General features: G+C 65.1%; 12 protein-coding genes. 4 read left to right on the forward strand and 8 right to left on the reverse strand.

The features are described from left to right. Positions 1–162: 162 nt before the first annotated feature. Positions 163–1,896 carry a hydantoinase B/oxoprolinase family protein gene (locus tag RBB18_RS15570; protein ID WP_306111683.1) on the reverse strand — a complete coding sequence of 578 codons (1,734 nt, stop codon included), beginning with the start codon at positions 1,894–1,896 and terminating at the stop codon, positions 163–165. Then, on the reverse strand, positions 1,893–3,950 hold the full coding sequence (locus RBB18_RS15575) for a hydantoinase/oxoprolinase family protein (RefSeq protein ID WP_306111684.1): 2,058 nt from the start codon (positions 3,948–3,950) through the stop codon (positions 1,893–1,895). Before RBB18_RS15575 ends, RBB18_RS15570 begins: the two co-directional genes overlap by 4 nt. A 175-nt stretch (positions 3,951–4,125) precedes the next feature. On the opposite strand from RBB18_RS15575, the gene mscL reads away from it, so the two are divergent. Together mscL and RBB18_RS15585 are read left to right on the forward strand one after the other, a co-directional pair. Beyond that, a complete protein-coding gene (gene mscL / locus RBB18_RS15580; RefSeq protein ID WP_103763514.1) occupies positions 4,126–4,557 on the forward strand; it encodes a large conductance mechanosensitive channel protein MscL in 432 nt (143 codons plus the stop codon). Positions 4,558–4,712: 155 nt separating this feature from the next. Beyond that, on the forward strand, positions 4,713–6,494 hold the full coding sequence (locus RBB18_RS15585) for an SLC13 family permease (RefSeq protein WP_306111685.1): 1,782 nt from the start codon (positions 4,713–4,715) through the stop codon (positions 6,492–6,494). Between the two features lie 6 nt (positions 6,495–6,500). Here the strand turns inward: RBB18_RS15585 and RBB18_RS15590 are convergent, their stop codons facing one another. The 5 genes from RBB18_RS15590 to RBB18_RS15610 form a co-directional block, all read right to left on the reverse strand. Next, positions 6,501–8,594 carry an ABC transporter ATP-binding protein gene (locus RBB18_RS15590; RefSeq protein WP_306111686.1) on the reverse strand — a complete coding sequence of 698 codons (2,094 nt, stop codon included), beginning with the start codon at positions 8,592–8,594 and terminating at the stop codon, positions 6,501–6,503. 90 nt (positions 8,595–8,684) lie between these two features. Continuing rightward, complete coding sequence (locus tag RBB18_RS15595) at positions 8,685–9,872, reverse strand: ABC transporter permease (protein WP_306111687.1); 1,188 nt, start codon at positions 9,870–9,872, stop codon at positions 8,685–8,687. Between the two features lie 16 nt (positions 9,873–9,888). Next, positions 9,889–10,935 (reverse strand): ABC transporter permease, encoded by a 1,047-nt coding sequence (locus tag RBB18_RS15600; protein ID WP_306111688.1) that lies wholly within the window; start codon positions 10,933–10,935, stop codon positions 9,889–9,891. A gap of 111 nt (positions 10,936–11,046) precedes the next feature. Continuing rightward, a complete protein-coding gene (locus RBB18_RS15605; RefSeq protein ID WP_306111689.1) occupies positions 11,047–11,742 on the reverse strand; it encodes a DNA helicase in 696 nt (231 codons plus the stop codon). A 170-nt stretch (positions 11,743–11,912) separates the two neighbouring features. Continuing rightward, complete coding sequence (locus RBB18_RS15610) at positions 11,913–12,110, reverse strand: hypothetical protein (RefSeq protein ID WP_306121257.1); 198 nt, start codon at positions 12,108–12,110, stop codon at positions 11,913–11,915. 100 nt (positions 12,111–12,210) lie between these two features. On the opposite strand from RBB18_RS15610, the gene RBB18_RS15615 reads away from it, so the two are divergent. Both RBB18_RS15615 and RBB18_RS15620 read left to right on the forward strand, forming a co-directional pair. Beyond that, on the forward strand, positions 12,211–12,852 hold the full coding sequence (locus tag RBB18_RS15615; RefSeq protein WP_306111691.1) for a TetR/AcrR family transcriptional regulator: 642 nt from the start codon (positions 12,211–12,213) through the stop codon (positions 12,850–12,852). After that, entirely contained in the window at positions 12,849–14,390 is a 1,542-nt protein-coding gene (locus RBB18_RS15620) for a trimethylamine methyltransferase family protein (RefSeq protein ID WP_103763522.1), read from the forward strand. The genes RBB18_RS15615 and RBB18_RS15620 overlap by 4 nt, the downstream gene beginning before the upstream one ends. A 55-nt stretch (positions 14,391–14,445) precedes the next feature. Here the strand turns inward: RBB18_RS15620 and ald are convergent, their stop codons facing one another. Continuing rightward, positions 14,446–15,564: an alanine dehydrogenase gene (ald, locus tag RBB18_RS15625; protein WP_103763523.1), complete on the reverse strand. Its 1,119-nt coding sequence runs from the start codon at positions 15,562–15,564 to the stop codon at positions 14,446–14,448. Between the last annotated feature and the right edge of the window lie 76 nt (positions 15,565–15,640).

Consider the following 15,640-nt stretch of genomic DNA (forward strand, 5'->3'; position numbering starts at 1 on the left):
CCCCCCCCCCCCCCCGCCGCGCGATCGCCAGACCGCCCGGACGGGCTGGCGATTGGCGGAGGTGGGCGCGCCAGTGCGAGGTTTCGCGGATCTGGCAGCGATAAAGTTCCTTGAATATCTGTCAGATCGCCATCCCGCGGTCCGGCGATCGCGCGGCCAGCCTCACCCCAACCGCCGCTGCGTCGTCGCCACTTTGTCGACCACGCCCTCCTCGATGACCACGCCAAAGAGCCGCTCCGCCTCCTCGACGCTGTACCGCCCCAGCCGCACATCCGCGGCCACCAGCGCCGGCTCCCGCTGCATCGGGTCCCCGTACCCGCCACCGCCCGGCGTTTTCACCCGCACCCGGTCGCCGGGCTCAAGCGGAATGTCCTGCTCCTTCGAAAAATGCACCGGCGTATAGGGCACGTCGCCCCGCCACACCGTCACCTCGTTCGGCGCACCGTCGCCGCCGCCCATCGCGCCCTGAGGCCCGAACCGCCCGTGATCCATGACAAAGCTCGCCTTGGCCTGACCGCGCCGCAGTTCCACCTCGTAATCAAGGCCGAACCCGCCACGCATTCGGCCCGCCCCGCCTGACCCTTCGCGCAGCGCATAGCGGTGGTAGAGCACCGGAAAGGCCTGCTCCATGATCTCCACCGGCGGCGCCTTGGAAATCCCGATGGTCGAACAGCCATTGGTGATCCCGTCACCATCGTCCCAGCCGCCATAACCGCCGCCGGACAGCTGATACATCACGAAATCCCGCCCTTTCGCCGGGTCATGCCCGCCCAGCGCGAAGTTTCCGCTTGTTCCCGCCGGTGCCGCCGTCACCCGCTCGGGCAGCGCCTGAACCAATGCGGCGAACACCGCCTCCGCGATCCGCTGGCTCACTTCTGCGGCGCATCCCGACACCGGGCGAGGATATTGCGCATCCAGGAACGTACCCTCGATCCCCGTCACTTCCAGCGGCTCGAACGCCCCCGAGCTGATCGGCACGTCGGGAAAGATATGCCGCATCGCCAGGTAGACCGAGCTCAGGGTCGTTGCTCGGACCGAATTCATCGGCCCCAGGCACGGCGGCGCCGACCCGGTGAAATCGAACACCAGCCGCTCGGCCTCCCGCGTGACCTTCAGGCGGATCGCCAGCGGCTCATCCACAACGCCATCGCTGTCGATCCACGCAACGGCCTCGTACGCCCCCGCCGGAATCTCCCCGATGAACCGTCGCATCTGCTGCGCCGCGCGGTCCCGCAACGCTTCAATCGCCGCCTCGACCACCTCATCGCCATAGCGGTCCATCAGCGCGCCCAGCCGCTCGGCCCCCAGATCCAAAGCCGCGGCCTGCGCCCGCACATCGCCGATCCGCTGGTCCGCCACCCGGATGTTGGAACAGATGATGCTGTAGATCTCCGCATCCATCTGCCCCCGCTTGAACAGCTTCACCGGCGGCAGGCGCAGCCCTTCCTGCTCCACCGCCGTGGCACTGGCCGAAAACCCGCCGGGCACCGCACCGCCGGTGTCAGGCCAATGCCCCGTATTCGACAGCCAGCAGAACAGGCGATCCCCGCGATAGAAAGGCCGCGCAAAGCGCACGTCCATCAAATGCGTGCCCCCCAGATAGGGATCGTTGACGATATAGATATCCCCCGGCGCCGGCGCGCCCACGCGCCCATCCCCGATCATCTCGATCAGCGTGGCCGTGGAATATTGCATCGTGCCGACGAACACCGGCAGGCCACCCGCCCCCTGCGCGATCAACGCCCCATCGGCAGCGGCGTATATCCCGTCCGAACGGTCATTCGCCTCGGCGATCACTGGCGAAAACGCGGCCCGTGAAAACGCCAGGTCCATCTCGTCGCAGACCTGCTGCAACCCGGCCTGGATAACCGACAGCGTGATCGGATCCATCGTCATGGCGCCTCTCCCACGGAGATCAGGATATTGCCATGCGCGTCTCCCGCCGCCACGCAGCCCGGCTCTATCAGCACGGTCGTGTCCATCTGCGCCACGATGCCCGGCCCTTCCAGACAGAACTCCAGCGGCAGGTGGTCGCGCCAATAGATCGGCGTCTCGTGCCAGTCGTCCTCGAACCGCACGCGCCGCGATCCCTGCCGGGCTTCTTCCAGCGTCGCCTTCCGCCCCGCCGGATCGACAAGCACCGACAAATCCAGCGGCGCCCGCTCTCCGATGACAGAGCAATTCGCGTTCACCACATGCGCCCGGATCTCGGGCAGCCGCACCTTGAAGCGCGCAAAATAGACATCCTCGAACAACGACTGAAGCTCCTCCGGCATCACGTCCGGCCGCTCCAGCGGCACGCGCAACAGGTGCGTCTGCCCGGCAAACTGCATGTCCACGCTATAGACATGCCGCACCCCGGTCATCGCCACGCGCTCGCGGTCCAGCATCGCCTTGCCCGCCGCCGCCTGCCCGGCGAAGACCGCCGCCAGTTCGCCCGCCTCCAGCGCATGCACGGGCCGGTTCACCGTCTGCACGAAGTCGTGCCGCAGGTCGGCCACCACGCAGCCCAGCGCGTTGGTGATCCCCGGCCGGGCCGGCACCAGCACACGCGGCACGCCCAACTCCCGCGCCAGCGCGCAAGCATGAAGCGGCCCCGCTCCACCAAAGGCAAACAGGGCAAAATCCCGCGGATCGGCCCCCAGCGACAGCGACACCATGCGAATGGCCCCCGCCATCTTGGTATTCGCCATCCGGATCACCGCCAGCGCCGCCTCCGTCACGTCCAGACCCAGCGGCTCGGCCAGTTCCCGGGCAAAAGCCTGCGCCACGTCGCCTGCCGCGACCGCGCCGGTCTTGGCCAGCCTGGCCGCATCCAGCCGCCCCAGGATCAGGTTCGCGTCCGAGATCGTGGGCCGTGTCCCGCCCCGCCCGTAGCAGATTGGCCCCGGGTCGGCCCCGGCACTCTCTGGCCCCACATCCAGCAATCCAGCGGCGTTCACCTTCGCGATGGACCCGCCCCCGGCCCCTACCGTGCGCACATCCACCATCGGCACGTGGATCGGCATCGCGTACTCGATCTCGATTTCGTTCGACACCGGCGGCTCCGCCCCCCGGATCAGCGCAACGTCGGTCGAGGTGCCGCCCATGTCATAGGTGATAAGGTTCACCAACCCGGCCTGCCGACCCGTATAGGCCGCCGCCATCACGCCCGAGGCCGGCCCCGACATCACCGTCTTCGCCGCCTCCCGCGCCACCAGCCGCGCCGACACCATGCCGCCATTCCCGTTCATCACCAGAACGTCGCGGTCGTATCCGCCCTCCGACAGGCTGTCGGTCAAACGCTTCAGGTAGCGGTCGAGGATCGGCTGCACGCTGGCATTCACCGCCGCCGTCACGCCGCGTTCGTATTCCCGGCTTTCCTGCAAGATCGCATGGCCCAGGGTGATGTGCCCGTTGGGCCAAACCTCGGCGATGATCTCCCCGGCGCGAAGCTCATGCGCCGGGTTGGCATAGGCATGCAGGAAATGCACCACCACCGCCTCGCACCCCTCGGCCAGCAAACGCGCCGCCGCCGTCCGCACCGCATCCTCGTCCAGCGGCACGACGACGTCTCCAGCGGCATCCACCCGCTCCGGCACCTCGATCCGCAGGTCGCGCGGGATGATCGGGGTGAACTGCCCCGTCATGCCATAGGCTTGCGGCCGTGTCCGCCGCCCCAGTTCCAGCACGTCACGAAAGCCTTGCGTGGTGATCAGCCCGGTCCGGCTCAGCTTGCGTTCCAGCACCGCGTTCGTCGTCGTGGTGGTGCCATGCACGATCAGGTCGATCGCCGCCAGCTCGGCCTCGGCCGCCGCCAGCGCATCCATCACGCCGAAGGCCTGGTTCTCCACCGTGGTCGGCACCTTGGCCAACCGCACCTTGCCGCTGGCAGGATCAAGCTGCACGAGGTCGGTGAACGTCCCGCCCACGTCGATCCCCACGATCGTGCCATTCTGCCGGTTTGTCATCGTCGTCCCTTGCCTGCACCCAAAGCGACCGTCCGCGAGGGGTCGGTAAAAGTCAATCTCGGGGAGAGACCCCGCATCTTTCCCCAAACAAATCGTCACACTCTGTAAATAACCTGTGCTAATGAAAATTCCGGCAGAGGCGGCAACAGCCTCGTTATGAAAAGAGGACACTGATATGCTAAGCGAATTCAAAGACTTCATCGCCCGCGGCAATGTCATGGATATGGCCGTCGGCATCATCATCGGCGCGGCCTTCACCGCCATCGTCTCGTCCATGGTCGCCGACCTCATCAATCCGATCATCGGGCTCGTGACCGGCGGGCTGGACTTCACCAACAACTACACCGTCCTTTCGGGCGACGTGGCCGAAGGCGCCTCGCTGGAAGCCGCGCGCGAGGCCGGTGCCGCCGTCTTCGCCTGGGGCGCGTTCGTCATGGCCGTGATCAACTTCCTGATCATCGCCTTCGTCGTGTTCATGCTGGTGCGCTACGTGAACAAGGTGAAGGACGCCGCCTTCAAGAAAAAGGAAGAAGCCCCGGAAGAGGCCCCCGGCCCCAACGAGATCGACCTGCTCGTGGAAATCCGCGACGCGCTGAAGGCCCGCTAAGGCCACACCACCGCAACACCCCGTCTGGCGGGCTCTTGTAAAAGGGCTCGCCTGCCGCAGCTCGGCACCCTGCCGCTCGCTGCGCGAATCCCTCTGGTCATCGCACCGAACAGGCCTATGCTCCGCCGCAGAGTATCTCGTTCCAGGTTGCGGAAATGTACGACATCATCGGGGCCAACGCCCCTGTCATCGCGCTTGTCATCCTCGCGCTTCTCTTCGTCGCCTTCACGCTTGAAAAATACCCGCCCGAAGTGACCGCCGCCGGCGCCGCCGCGCTCTTCATCATCCTCGGCCTCGTGCCCACGGACGAGGTGATGGACGTCTTTTCCAGCTCCGCGCCCATCACCATTGCCGCGATGTTCGTGGTCTCCGGCGCTCTGGTGCGCACCGGCGTGCTGGATGCCATCGCCGGTCTGGTGATCGGCCGGGCCAAGGACCGTCCACTTCTGGCCATCGGCATCTTCATCTTCGCCACCATCGCCGCCTCGGCCTTCATCAACAACACGCCGGTCGTGCTGGTGCTGATCCCCGTGGTCATGCGCCTGGCAGGCAGCCTCAACATCGCCGCAACACGCCTGCTGATCCCGCTCTCCTATGCCGCGGTGTTGGGCGGCACCTGCACGCTCATCGGCACCTCGACCAACCTTCTGGTCGACGGCGTCGCGCGAGAGGCCGGGCTGGAGCCGTTCTCGATCTTCGAAATCGCCCCGGTCGGCATTGTCGTCGCCATCGTCGGCGGTGCGGCGATGGTGCTGCTGGGCCGCTTCCTGCTCCCCGACCGCCGATCAAAGGACGAGGCAGAGACCTCCGAGACCGCCTTTCTGTCCGAGATCACGGTGCTGGCCGACTCCCCCATGATCGGGATGCCCCTGTCCGAGATCGCCGATTTCCAGCGCAACAGCATCCGCGTCACCGGCCTGCGCCGGGGCAGCCAGATCGTGCGCAGGGACCTGTCCGATCAGGTCATCGCCCGTGGCGATGCCGTCATCCTGCTCGCCCCCACCTCCGAGATCCTGACCTTCTCCGAAACGCCCGGCCTGCGCGTCGGCCTGCGCCGCTCGGTCGAACTTGACCCCGAGGCCGAAATCCGCGTGGCCGAGGCCATCGTCACCCCCTCGCGCCGCAGCACCGGGGTCCGCATCGCCGACCTCGCGCTAGGACGCCGGGCCGGAATGCGCGTGCTGGGCGCGTTCCGTGCCGGGCACATCGCCGGCGCCGATCTGTCAGGCGTGCGCCTGCGTCCCGCCGACAAGCTGCTGCTCGAAGGCACCGCCGACGGCTTCGAGGAGCTGCGCAAGTCCGGCGATGTCGTCTCGGTCAGCGAACCGGGCGGGCGCGCCTTCCGCCGCAAGCAGGCCCCGGTTGCGATCCTGGCGCTCCTGGGCATCGTCGGCCTCGCCGCGTTCGAGGTCATGCCCATCGGCATCCTCGCCCTCGTGGGCGTCGCCGCCATCCTCGTGCTGCGCTGCATCGACAGTGACGAGGCGTGGTCCTCCATCGACGGCTCGATCCTCGTGCTGATCTTCGCCATGCTGATCGTCGGCGCCGGGCTGGACCATACCGGCGCGGTGGAACTGCTCGTTGCCGCGCTCACGCCCTGGCTCGAGGGCATGCCACCCTTCCTGACCCTGCTGGCGATCTACGCGGTCGGCTCGATCCTGACCGAGGTGGTGACCAACAACGCCGTCGCCGTGATCTTCACACCCATCGTCGTGGCACTGGCCAGCCAGCTGGGAGTCGATCCCCGGGCCTTTGTCGTCGCCGTCATGTTCTCAGCCAGCGCCAGCTTCGCCACGCCCATCGGGTACCAGACCAACACGCTGGTCTACGGCGCGGGCAATTATCGATTCACCGATTTTCTCAAGGTTGGCGTGCCGATGAACATCATCGTCGGCCTGACGGCCAGTTTCGCGATCAGCATCTTCTTCCCACTCTGAAGCAGGCTACTCCGCCGCGACCTTGATCACCGGCTCCATCTCGGCCAGCTTCACCTCGGCCAGATGACATTTCAGCTGGTGACCGTCATCCAGCGTTCGCATCGGCGGCACCTCGACCTCGCACAGACCCGCCGGCACCTGGGATTTCCACCGGCACCGCGTCTGGAACGGACAGCCCGAGGGCGGATTCATCGCCGACGGCACGTCGCCTTCCAGCACGATATGCGTCTTCTCGACGCTGGTATCGGCAATCGGCACAGCCGACAGCAACGCCTCGGTGTAGGGATGATAGGGCGGCGCAAAGACCTGCTCCGTCGTGCCCAGTTCCACCACGTGGCCCAGGTACATCACCATCACCCGGTCGCTCAGGTAGCGCACGATGCTCAGGTCGTGACTGATGAACAGAAGCGTCGTCTTCTTCTCGCGCTGTATCTCCATCAGCAGGTCCGTCACCGCCGCCTGCACGCTGACATCCAGCGCCGACACCGGCTCGTCCGCCACCACGATCCGCGCGCCCCCGGCAAAGGCCCGCGCAATCCCCACGCGCTGCTTCTGCCCGCCGGACAGCTGCCGGGGCATCCGGTCTGCAAATTCACGCGGCAGTTTCACAAGGTCCAGCAGTCGCATCAATTCCGCCCGCCGCTCGGCATCGTTTTTGCCCACGCCAAATACTTCGAGCGCGCGGATGATCTGCCGCCCCACGGTCATCGACGGGTTCAGCGTATCGAACGGGTTCTGAAACACCATCTGGATATCGGCCACCGTCTTGGTGTCCCGCCTCTCGATCCGCGTGCGCTCGATATTGCGATTGTCCAGCAGGATCTGTCCGTCCGTCGCCGTCTCCAGCCCCATAAGTACCTTGGCAAAGGTCGACTTCCCACAGCCCGACTCGCCCACGATGGCCAGCGTCTCGCTCTCCCGTGCCTCGAAACTCAGGGTCTCGTTCGCCTTCACGACCTTGGTGTCGCCGCCTGTTCCGAACAGCGCGTTCGCCGCCACCTCGTAGTATTTCTTGAGCTTGTCCATTTTCAGCACGACCTCGCCCTTCTCGGTCGCCTCGGTCGTCACGCTGGCCTTCACCGGCGCGGTCCAGTCGATCTCCTCGAACCGCAGACAGCGCGACGCATGGCGCTCGTCCCCCGGCACGGGCGACATCGGAAGGCCCTCCGCCCGGTTGCAGCGCCCCTCCTTGAAATAATCGCAACGCGGGCCGAAGTTGCATCCCAGCGGCCGCTCGTGCGGCAGGGGAAAGTTCCCCGGAATGGCCACCAGCGGACGCGCGTTCTTGTTCGCCCCGGGCAGCGGGATCGACCGGAACAGCGCCTGCGTATAGGGATGCCGCATCTTGTCGAAGACGTCCCGGATGCTGCCCGTCTCCACCGCTTCGCCGGAATACATCACGCAGATCCGGTCGCAGGTTTCCAGCACCAGCCCTAGGTTGTGGCTGATGAACAGCATCGACGTGCCGTATTTCTTGCCGAGGTCCTTCACCAGCTCGACCACGGCGGCCTCCACGGTAACATCCAGCGCCGTCGTCGGCTCGTCGAGGATCAGCAGCGACGGCTTGGACATCAGCGCCATCGCGATCACGATCCGCTGCTGCTGCCCGCCCGACAACTGGTGCGGAAAGGATTTCAGGATGCGCTCTGGATCGGGCAGTTTCACGTCCCGCACCACGTCCAGCGCGCGCTGCCACGCTTCCGTCTCGCCGATACCCTCGTGGATCATCGGCACCTCGATCAGCTGCTTGCCGATTTTCATCGCCGGATTCAGGCTGGCCATCGGCTCCTGGTAGATCATCGCGATCTCGTTGCCGCGAATATCGCGCAACTCCTTGGCGCTCATCTGGCTCAGGTCGCGCCCCTTGAACTTGATCGTGCCGCCCACGATCCGTCCGTTCACACCCAGATCCTGCATCACGCCCAGCGCGACCGTGGACTTTCCGCAACCGCTCTCGCCCACCAGCCCCACAGCCTCGCCCGGCTGCACAGAGACCGAGAAATCCATCACCGCAGGAATTTCCCGCAGCCGCGTGAAGAAGGAAATCGACAGGCTGTCGATCTCCAAAATGGGTCTGTCATGCGCTTGCAGTTTCGACATCTCTCATGTCCCTCTCGAAATCCCGTCCCGGGCCTGCCCCGGGACCTCGCCGCCAGAGGCCCCGGATCGGGGTCCGGGGCGGGTTGGTCCCTAATCCCTCAAGCTCTCTTCCCGCAGCCCGTCCGCCAGGAAGTTCAGCCCCAGAACGAGGCTGAGTAGCGCCAGCGCAGGCGGAATGGCGATATGCAGGATATTGGCCGACAGCAGGCGCCGCCCGTCGATGATCATCTTGCCCCAGTCGGCGCTTTCACTTTCCAGCCCCAGACCGAAGAAACCCAGCGTCCCCAGAAGGATCGTGGTGTACCCGATCCGCAGGCAGAAATCGACCAAGAGCGGCCCGCGCGCATTGGGCAGGATCTCCCACAGCATGATGTACCACGGCCCCTCGCCCCGCGTCTGCGCGGCGGCCACGTAATCGCGCGTCTTGATGTCCAGCGCCAGCCCGCGCACGATCCGGAACACCGTGGGCGAGTTCACGAATACTACCGACACGAACACCACCAGCAGGTTGGGCGGAAAGATGATGATCCCCGTCGGGTCCGCATCCCAAGCGATGCCCAGGTACACCCACGTCCCCATGACCAAGGTGATGCCAACGTAAAGGTTACGCTTAGACGCCTGCGTTCGGAACCGCGAATTCCACAGCACCGTCAGGAAAACGATTGGAAAGATGAACAATGTGCCCGCCATGATTCGCGGGATCAGCGTCTCTTTGATCTCCGGCGTCACCAGCAGGTAGAACAGCAGGATCACCGGAAAGGCCAGCACCAGGTTCGCCAGGAAACTCAGCACCGTGTCGAACCGCCCGCCGTAATACCCCGCCGGCAGGCCCAGCGTGATCCCGACCATGAAGGCGAAGATCGTCGCGAACGGCGCGATCAGCATCACCTTGATGCTGCCATCCACCACCCGGCTGAACACGTCGCGGCCCAGGTTGTCCCCGCCCAGCAGGTAATGCTCCCCCGCGTTCGGGTCCGGCTCGCCGATCAGCTTGGTATAGGGCTCGCCGGGCAGTGCCTTTTTCATCATCGCCGACTGGTCCAGCGGGTCATGCGTGCCCACCATGTCCAGCGGCCCGGCGAAGAACGCCGTGAACACCCAGAACAGCACCAGCGCCAGCCCGATCATCCCGATCACGCTGTCAAAAAGCTTGCCGTAAAGGCCCAGCCTGCGCTTGAACACGAAGGAAACCACAAAGGTCACCGCCACCGCGATCAGCGGCGCCGCGAATTGCTGCACCATCTGCAAGAGGATCCCGCTCCAGCTCAAGGGGTCCATGTCCGCTCTCCTCCCCTCAGCTGACCGAAATACGCGGGTTCAGGTAGACATACCCGATGTCCGAGATCAGCTGCGTCACCAGCACCACGACGACCGAAACCACCGAGATTCCCAGCAAAAGTTCGATGTCATTGTTCCCCGCCGCCAACACCAGCGCCCAGCCGAAGCCCTTGTAGTTGAACAGCGTCTCGACGATCACCACGCCGTTAAGCAGCCAGGGAAACTGCAACATGATCACCGTGAAAGGGGCGATCAGCGCGTTGCGCAACGCGTGTTTCATCACGATATTGGGAAAGCTCACACCCTTAAGCCGCGCCGTTCGGATATATTGCGAGGTCATGACCTCGGCCATGCTGGCCCGCGTCATCCGCGCGATATACCCCATGCCGTAAACCGCGATGGTCAGCACCGGCAGAAAGAAATTCTCGAAGGTGATATTGTCCATCGCACTGGTCGCCGTGCCCTTGAACCACTTCAACCCCACGGCGGAACTGGCGAAGACGGCGATGAACAGAACACCCGACACGTATTCCGGGGTCGCCGTCGTGCCGATCGAAAAGGTCGACAACGTCCGATCCAGTTTTGAGCCTTCCCGCATCCCCGCCAACACCCCGAGGATCAGCGCCGAGGGCACCATCAGCAGCATCACCCAGAACATCAGGATGCCGGTCAGCGCCAGCTTCTCGCCGATCACCACGTCCACGTCTTTCTTCAGACGGTTGGAATAGCCCCAGTTCCCCTGCAACACGCCGCAAAACGCCGGCGCCTGCTCTACGGGCGTCTCGGGCGTGGCGCATTTCGCCCGCACCTTCCCGTCCGTCCCTTCGATGACATACCCGGGCAGCACGCCCAGCCACTGGCCGTATTTCACCAGCGTCGGCTGCAAATACCCGTTGTTCTGAAGATAGCTTTCGACCTCGGCATCCGACATCCGCATGTTGCCCTCGGTCTTCGCCATCTTTTCCAGGTTCGGGTAAAGATTGGTCAGGAAGAAGACGATGAACGTCAGGCAAAGCGCCGTCAGAAACATCACCCCGACACGGCGCAGGATAAATCGGCCCATATGGCGATGCCCCCGGCTGGCTCTACGGTTATTCTTGTTTGTATGACCATAGAGCCGCTGGGGCCAAGCCGCGCGGTCCAAAAGCGACCTCAGAAAGGTCGCAAAACGACATTACGCCGTGTGCAGCAACCGGGCCTCGCCACCGTACAGAAAGCAGCCCCGGTCGAACAGCGACAGGTCCACCGGGTTCGGCATCCTGAGATCGTCAAAGCCCGGCACGTCCCCGGTCTCGGCATCGAACCTCCGGTCTACCTGGGAAATCGCGGCGATAATGGCCCCGGTTGCTTGCGCATGGCGCTTCAGGTCCTCCAACTGTTCCTGCAACGGCGGATGCACCCGCTTCTGGTCCAGGAGCTGCAGGAAGTCGATCACGATCACGTCGCCCCGCCCCGCATCCCCCGTAGAGGCCAGGATATGCGCCGCGCATATCTCGTCCGATGTATCCACGGTACATTCCGTGGCCTCGCCTTCATCCAGAAGCGTGGCAACGTCCCGGCGCGTGTAATCCAGCGTAAAGAACCACCCCCGCTGCCCGGCCCGCACCGCCTCCTGCGCCAGTTCAAGGCCCAGCCGCGTCTTGCCCTGCCCGGGCCGTGCCGCCAGCACAACCAGCGATCCGGGCGCGATCCCGGCACGCACCTGCGCCGCCAGCGTCGCCACGGGCCGCGCCTCCATCATGTGGCTCCAACTTCGGAACCCTTCGCGCACCGCAACCTCGTCCAGCGCCACGTGCAACGGCATGGAGCGGTCCCGCGCCAGTTTCTTTGCGTCTCTCTTAAGTCTGAAAACAGGGGCACTCAGCCGCATGTCGTCTCTCCTCGCGGATGCGCCCCGTGCAGCCCCTCCTCATGCGCAAACGCATCCCGAAAAGTGTCGAAACTCAGCGGCCCTGCACCAAACATGCTGCCCCGATCGGAGGGAGGAGGCCCGGACCCGGCCCTTTTCCCACCGTATCCAGCCATGCGCCACCGATCAACTCAGGCTTCGTGCCGATTGGTGAAAAGCTCCCACTCGAACCGAGCCCGCACGCCAGGTCCCGCAACCAGCACCCCGCCGAATGTCCCCTTGGTCACGCCCACCGCGTTCTGGCACACCGCCGACCACACGTTTGGCGCATGCGCGGTGCGGTCGGGCAGAATCGCGCTCCACCCGTTGGTCGTGTCGTCCTGCGGCAAACGCTTGATTTTGATGGCCTTCGGTAGCAGCCTCTCCCTCAAGATTGACGACAACCATACAACCCTGTATTCAACCATACAGCCCTGTACAGAGACCCCGATGCAAGTCACGCAGAAAGAAGACCGACAAACCCGTCTGACCCGCGATGACTGGATCGACGCAGCCCTGCGCCTGCTGATCGACAGTGGCGTCGACGCAATCCAGATCACCGTCCTGTCCCGCAGCCTCGGTGTCACGCGTGGCAGCTTCTACTGGCATTTCGACTCCCGCGAATCGCTCCTCGACACGCTTGTTCACCAATGGCGCTCCCGCAACACCGGCGTTATCGTCGACGCGGTTTCCAAAGCCGAGACACTCGACGACGGCATCCTCGCTCTTTTCGCCGTCTGGACCGATCACCGCCGCTTCGACCCGGCGCTCGATCAGGCGATCCGCAACTGGGCCCGCTACGACGACGCCCTCCGCGCGCGCCTCAAGGCCGAGGATGACGCCCGGATCGACGCCGTGGCCGCCATGTTCCAACGCTTCGATTATCCCCAGCCCGAAGCGTTCATCCGCGCCCGCGTGATCTGCTTCACCCAGATCACCTATTACGCGCTCGACATCGCAGCGGGCGAAACCGACGCCCAGCGAATGAGCTATCTCGAGGCCTATTTCCGCTGCTTCACCGGGCGCGACATCAACCCGGGCACGGCCAACGCCTATCGCGACATCCTGATGCGCGGGGCACAAAAATCATGAACACCCAACGCTCCGGCGGCCGCCGTGGCCGCGCCGCCAAGCGCGCCAATGCCGCCGAACACGCGTTCGACGCCGCCTGGCGCCAGTGGAAGCGTCCCTATCCGCCCATCGAGCAATTCAGCGCCGACGAGATCGAGGCGATCCACCAAACCTCCCTCAGGGTCCTGCGCGACATCGGCATCAAGGTTCTGAATGACGAGGCCCGCGCCCTCTATCGTTCCGCCGGGATGACCGAAGTCGATGACAAAATCATCCGCTTCGACCCCGGCGCGCTGATGGCGCTCATGGCCCACGCGCCGCCAGACGTCACCCTGCACAGCCGCAACCCCACCCGCACGCAGACCCTCGGCGGGCCCAACGTCGGCATCACGACCTCCGCCGGCTCGCCCAACTGTTCCGACCTGCAGGGCGGCCGCCGCCCCGGCACGCAGGCGGACTACGACAATTTCTGCAAGATCGCGCAGGCGTTCGACGTGATCCATTTCATCGGTCCGGTGGTCGAGCCGCAGGACATTGCCCTCGGCCTGCGCCACCTGCACATGACCCGCTCCATTGCGGCCCTGACCGAAAAGATCCCCTTCGTCTATTTCCGCGGGCGCGAGGCCATCGCCGACAGCTACGAGATCCTGCGCCTCGCCCACGGCCTCGGCAAGGACGACTTCCCCAATACCTGCGTCAGCTATTCCGTTGCCAACTCCAACTCGCCCCTGCAACTGGACGCCCTGATGTGCCGCGGCATCATCGACGCAGCCCGCGCGGGCCAGATGATGATCCTCACGCCCTTCACGCTGGCCGGCGCCATGGCCCCGGTCACCATCCCCGGCGCGCTGGTCATGCAGAACGCCGAGACGCTGGCAGGTCTGTGCCTGTCCCAGATCGTCCGTCCCGGCGCGCCCGTCTGCTACGGTAGCTTCACCTCCAACGTCGACATGCGCAGCGGCGCGCCCGCCTTCGGCACGCCGGAATACGTCAAGGCCGCCTTCGCCTCGGGCCAGCTTGCGCGCCGCTACAACGTCCCCCTACGCTCCTCAGCGCCGACAGCCTCGAACGCGCCGGATGCGCAAGCCGCCTACGAATCGCAGATGTCGCTCTGGGGCGCCCTGATGGGCGGCGCCAACCTGATCCTGCACGGCGCAGGCTGGCTCGAAGGCGGGCTGACCATCTCGGTCGAGAAGTTCATCATCGACGTCGAAGTGCTGCAAATGTTCGCTGAACTCTTCAAGCCGGTCGAGGTCACCGAGGCCACGCTCGCCTATGACGCCATCGCCGACGTGCGCCACGGCGGCCATTTCTTCGGCACGCAGCACACGCTGGACCGGTTCGAGACGGCCTTCTATTCGCCGCTCCTGTCCGACTGGTCAAACTACGAGAACTACCGCGACCGGGGTGCGGTGGACACGACCGAACGTGCCAACCGCATCTTTTTCGAAACGCTCGCCGCGCACGAGGACCCGGCCCTGGCGCAAGACCGGCTGGAGGCCATCGACGCCTTCATCGCCAAACGCACCGAAGAGGGCGGCGCGGATATCGAGCAGTAGGTCTAGTGCCGAGTGCGGCAATCAAGCGTAGGGTGGGTGACAACCCACGCAGACCCTACCCTTTCACAACCATCTGCGGCGAGATCACGTCGATCCCCAGCGCCTTGCCCACGGCAAAATACGTCAACTGCCCGGCATGCACGTTCAGACCGTTCAGCAGGTGCGGATCATCGGCACAGGCCTGTTTCCACCCCTTATCCGCCAGCGCCAGCATGAACGGCATCGTCGCGTTGCCCAGCGCGATGGTCGAGGTCCGCGCGACGGCGCCCGGCATGTTGGCCACGCAGTAATGCATGATCCCGTCGACATCATAGATCGGGTCGGCATGGGTGGTGGCCTTCGAGGTCTCGAAACACCCGCCCTGGTCGATCGCCACGTCCACCAGCACCGCGCCCGGCTTCATGTCGGCGAACTGTGCCCGCTTCACCAGCTTGGGCGCTTCGGCCCCGGGGATCAGAACCGCGCCGATCACCATGTCGGCCTGCTCCAGATGCTCGGCCAGAAGGCCTTGCGACGAATACCCGGTGTTGAAAGTACCCGAGAACACGTCGTCGAGATACCGCAGACGCGGCAGCGAGCGGTCCAGCACGGTCACGTCCGCGCCCATGCCCGCCGCGATCCGCGCCGCGTGCGTGCCCACGACACCGCCACCGATCACCAGCACCTTGGCCGGGCCCACACCGGGCACGCCGCCCATCAGCACGCCGCGCCCGCCATTGGCTTTCTGCAGCGTGTAGGCGCCCACCTGCGGCGCCAGGCGGCCCGCAACCTCCGACATAGGCGCCAGCAGGGGCAGGCCGCCGCGCTCGTCCGTCACGGTCTCATAGGCAATCGCCGTGCATCCGCTTTCCAGCAGATCCTTCGTCTGTGCCGGATCGGGCGCCAGGTGCAGGTAGGTGAACAGCAGCTGCCCTTCGCGCAGCATCTTGCGCTCACCGGCCTGCGGTTCCTTGACCTTCACGATCATGTCGGCGGTGGCAAACACCTCTTCCGCCGTGTCGATGATCGTGGCCCCGGCGGCGACATAATCCGCATCCTCGAACCCCGCGCCCTTGCCGGCGCCGGACTGGATGATGACCTCGTGACCATGGGACACGGCCTCTCCGGCGGCGTTGGGGGTCATCCCCACGCGAAACTCCTGCGGTTTGATCTCAGTCGGGCATCCGATTTTCATGTCGCACTCCTCTTTGCGCTATAGACTAGAATACAGCGGCCTCATTGAAAGGGGTTTGATATTTTGCCCGTGCTTG

The sequence above is a fragment of the Roseovarius sp. MMSF_3298 genome (assembly GCF_030733705.1).
GTDB lineage: Bacteria > Pseudomonadota > Alphaproteobacteria > Rhodobacterales > Rhodobacteraceae > Roseovarius > Roseovarius confluentis.

What these genes read in the sequence shown, in the direction of transcription:
- RBB18_RS15590 (WP_306111686.1), bottom strand. Translation starts at nt 8,594, where the DNA reads ATGTCGAAACTGCAAGCGCATGACAGACCCATTTTGGAGATCGACAGC.
- ald (WP_103763523.1), bottom strand. Translation starts at nt 15,564, where the DNA reads ATGAAAATCGGATGCCCGACTGAGATCAAACCGCAGGAGTTTCGCGTG.
- RBB18_RS15620 (WP_103763522.1), top strand. Translation starts at nt 12,849, where the DNA reads ATGAACACCCAACGCTCCGGCGGCCGCCGTGGCCGCGCCGCCAAGCGC.
- RBB18_RS15600 (WP_306111688.1), bottom strand. Translation starts at nt 10,935, where the DNA reads ATGGGCCGATTTATCCTGCGCCGTGTCGGGGTGATGTTTCTGACGGCG.
- RBB18_RS15615 (WP_306111691.1), top strand. Translation starts at nt 12,211, where the DNA reads ATGCAAGTCACGCAGAAAGAAGACCGACAAACCCGTCTGACCCGCGAT.
- RBB18_RS15570 (WP_306111683.1), bottom strand. Translation starts at nt 1,896, where the DNA reads ATGACGATGGATCCGATCACGCTGTCGGTTATCCAGGCCGGGTTGCAG.
- RBB18_RS15605 (WP_306111689.1), bottom strand. Translation starts at nt 11,742, where the DNA reads ATGCGGCTGAGTGCCCCTGTTTTCAGACTTAAGAGAGACGCAAAGAAA.
- mscL (WP_103763514.1), top strand. Translation starts at nt 4,126, where the DNA reads ATGCTAAGCGAATTCAAAGACTTCATCGCCCGCGGCAATGTCATGGAT.
- RBB18_RS15595 (WP_306111687.1), bottom strand. Translation starts at nt 9,872, where the DNA reads ATGGACCCCTTGAGCTGGAGCGGGATCCTCTTGCAGATGGTGCAGCAA.
- RBB18_RS15585 (WP_306111685.1), top strand. Translation starts at nt 4,713, where the DNA reads ATGTACGACATCATCGGGGCCAACGCCCCTGTCATCGCGCTTGTCATC.
- RBB18_RS15575 (WP_306111684.1), bottom strand. Translation starts at nt 3,950, where the DNA reads ATGACAAACCGGCAGAATGGCACGATCGTGGGGATCGACGTGGGCGGG.